The 2,628-nt window shown below is 63.0% G+C and carries 3 protein-coding genes and 1 pseudogene; all 4 read left to right on the top strand.

What is annotated here, in order from left to right:
• A partial coding sequence (ccoO, locus tag HMPREF3014_RS26610) for a cytochrome-c oxidase, cbb3-type subunit II (RefSeq protein ID WP_070734511.1) occupies positions 1 to 600 on the top strand: 600 nt, incomplete at its 5' end.
• Between the two features lie 5 nt (positions 601 to 605).
• Entirely contained in the window at positions 606 to 791 is a 186-nt protein-coding gene (locus tag HMPREF3014_RS26605; protein ID WP_003087298.1) for a CcoQ/FixQ family Cbb3-type cytochrome c oxidase assembly chaperone, read from the top strand.
• Complete coding sequence (gene ccoP, locus HMPREF3014_RS26600; protein WP_023087604.1) at positions 788 to 1,744, top strand: cytochrome-c oxidase, cbb3-type subunit III; 957 nt, start codon at positions 788 to 790, stop codon at positions 1,742 to 1,744. Before HMPREF3014_RS26605 ends, ccoP begins: the two co-directional genes overlap by 4 nt.
• A 217-nt stretch (positions 1,745 to 1,961) precedes the next feature.
• Positions 1,962 to 2,628 (top strand): annotated as a pseudogene (locus HMPREF3014_RS26595) (cytochrome c oxidase accessory protein CcoG); the annotation flags it as partial.

Raw genomic sequence — 2,628 nt, 5'->3', positions numbered from 1 at the left:
GAAATACTCGAGAAGAACGTCGGCCTGCTGGCCATCTTCATGGTGATCGCCGTCAGCATCGGCGGCCTGACCCAGATCGTTCCGCTGTTCTTCCAGGACGTGACCAATACCCCGGTCGAAGGCATGAAGCCGCGTACCGCCCTGGAACTGGAAGGTCGCGACATCTACATCCGCGAAGGCTGCGTCGGCTGCCACTCGCAGATGGTCCGTCCGTTCCGTGCCGAGACCGAACGCTACGGCCATTACTCGGTCGCCGGTGAAAGCGTCTGGGACCACCCGTTCCTGTGGGGTTCCAAGCGTACCGGCCCGGACCTGGCCCGCGTCGGCGGCCGTTACTCCGACGACTGGCACCGCGCGCACCTGTACAACCCGCGCAACGTGGTGCCCGAGTCGAAGATGCCTGCCTACCCGTGGCTGGTAGAGAACAAGCTTGATGGCAAGGACACCGCCACCAAGATGGAAGTCCTGCGCAAGCTGGGCGTGCCTTACACCGACGAGGACATCGCCGGTGCACGTGAAGCCGTGAAGGGCAAGACCGAGATGGACGCCCTGGTGGCGTTCCTTCAAGGCCTGGGAACCTCTATCAAGAGCAAACGGTGAGTGTGATGGATATCGGGACTCTGCGTGGACTGGGCACCGTGGTGATCATGGTCGCCTTCATCGGCCTGGTGATCTGGGCCTACAGCGGCAAGCGCAAGAAGAGCTTCGACGAAGCGACGATGCTGCCCTTCGCAGACGATCCCGAAGCCAAAAAGCACGTCGAGCAAGCTTCTAGGAGTAACAAAGAATGACGACCTTCTGGAGTCTGTACATTACAGCTCTCACCCTCGGCACCCTGCTGGCGCTGACCTGGCTGATCTTCGCCACCCGCAAGGGCCAGCGCAGCAGCACCACCGACGAGACCGTGGGCCACTCCTACGACGGCATCGAGGAGTACGACAACCCGCTGCCGAAGTGGTGGTTCATGCTGTTCGTCGGCACCCTGATGTTTGCCGTGGGGTACCTGGCCCTGTACCCGGGCCTGGGCACCTGGAAAGGCCTGATGCCGGGCTACCAGTCCGCCGACGAATTCGCCGACAAGGAAAAAGGCTGGACCGGCGTCCACCAGTGGGAAAAGGAAATGGCCAAGGCCGACGAGAAATACGGCCCGATCTTCGCCAAGTTCGCCGCGATGCCCATCGAGGAAGTCGCCAAGGATCCGCAGGCGGTGAAAATGGGCGGTCGCCTGTTCGCCTCCAACTGCTCGATCTGCCACGGCTCCGACGCCAAGGGCGCCTACGGCTTCCCCAACCTGACCGACGCCGACTGGCGCTGGGGCGGCGAGCCGGAAACCATCAAGACCACCATCATGGCTGGCCGCCACGCCGCCATGCCGGCCTGGGGTGAAGTGATCGGCGAGGAAGGCGTGAAGAACGTCGCCGCTTTCGTCCTCACCCAGATGGATGGCCGTAAGCTGCCGGAAGGCGCCAAGGCAGACATCGAGGCCGGCAAGCAGGTCTTCGCCACCACCTGCGTCGCCTGCCACGGTCCGGAAGGCAAGGGCACCCCGGCGATGGGCGCTCCCGATCTGACCCACCCCGGCGCGTTCATCTACGGCTCCAGCTTCGCGCAACTGCAGCAGACCATCCGCTACGGTCGCCAGGGTGTGATGCCGGCGCAACAGGAACACCTGGGCAACGACAAGGTGCACCTGCTGGCCGCCTACGTATACAGCCTGTCGCACGGCGAGAAGAGCGCCGAATAAGCGCTCCCTCCCCCACGACCCAGACGGCGCCGGCAACCCCGGCGCCGTTTTATTTTGTGCAAAAGAAAAGCGCGAATGGGACAATACGCGACCAAAAGTCGCACAGTTACCGCAAAAAGCCTGATAGATCAGGCGTATAATCAGTAGGCGTGCAACTATTTTCTGACCCTGTCGGCATGTACCGGCCGGGCGCCCCCCACTGCCGTGGTACGCACTGATGAGCAAACAGATTCCCGTTCAAGACGTCACCCCGCCTGCCAAGGGCGACACCAATAACAACGATCTCTACGCCAAGCGCGAGAAGATCTACACCCGGGCCTTCACCGGTATCTTCCGCCGACTGCGCATGGTGGGCGGTGCGGCGCTCTTCCTCCTCTACTTCGGTACCGTCTGGCTCAACTGGAGCGGCCGCCAGGCCGTCTGGTGGGACCTACCCGAGCGCAAGTTCTACATCTTCGGCGCCACCTTCTGGCCGCAGGACTTCATGCTGCTTTCCTGGCTGCTGATCGTCTGCGCCTTCGGCCTGTTCTTCATCACCGTGTTCGCCGGTCGCGTCTGGTGTGGCTATACCTGCCCGCAGAGCGTGTGGACCTGGATCTACATGTGGTGCGAGAAGGTCACCGAAGGCGACCGCAACCAGCGCATCAAGCTGGACAAGGCTCCGATGAGCGGCAACAAGCTGCTGCGCAAGACCGCCAAGCACAGCCTGTGGCTGCTGATCGGCCTGGTCACCGGCCTGACCTTCGTCGGCTACTTCTCGCCGATCCGCGAGCTGATTCCCGAGCTGCTCACCGGCCAGGCCGACGGCTGGGCCTACTTCTGGGTCGGCTTCTTCACCCTGGCCACCTACGGCAACGCCGGCTGGCTGCGCGAGCAGGTGTGCA

Source organism: Pseudomonas sp. HMSC065H01, from assembly GCF_001815235.1.
Classification (GTDB): Bacteria; Pseudomonadota; Gammaproteobacteria; order Pseudomonadales; family Pseudomonadaceae; genus Pseudomonas; species Pseudomonas aeruginosa.
Note: the sequence above shows the minus strand (reverse complement) of the source record. Positions and strands in the feature narration are given on the sequence as shown.